The organism is Acinetobacter sp. AKBS16 (assembly GCF_002899995.1).
GTDB classification, from domain to species: domain Bacteria; phylum Pseudomonadota; class Gammaproteobacteria; order Pseudomonadales; family Moraxellaceae; genus Acinetobacter; species Acinetobacter baumannii.
Genome location: NZ_POYH01000085.1, coordinates 1 through 344 on the forward strand (window position 1 = coordinate 1; position 344 = coordinate 344).

Annotated in this window: 1 rRNA gene; it reads left to right on the plus strand. The window is 41.9% G+C overall.

The features are described 5' to 3' along the window. Positions 1-243: 243 nt before the first annotated feature. Positions 244-344: ribosomal RNA gene (gene rrf, locus C1642_RS15305) — 5S ribosomal RNA — on the plus strand; the annotation flags it as partial.

Sequence of the window (344 nt, forward strand, 5' to 3'; positions counted from 1 at the left end):
GTGGAAGCATAGTGATATGTGAAGCTGACCAATACTAATTGCTCGTGAGGCTTGACTATACAACACCCAAGCAGTTGTATATGAAGCATCAATCGATTCTTAAATATGCAAGACAACTTGATTTAGTTATACCTCTAGCTAAAATGAACAGATAAAGTAAGATTCAATCAGCCCAGTCTGTTACAGATTTGGAAAACGCTTCGGCATCAAATAAGACCCAGGCAAGTATCCATAAACAGTTGTGCTGGCGACCATAGCAAGAGTGAACCACCTGATCCCTTCCCGAACTCAGAAGTGAAACCTCTTAGCGCTGATGGTAGTGTGGGATTACCCATGTGAGAGTA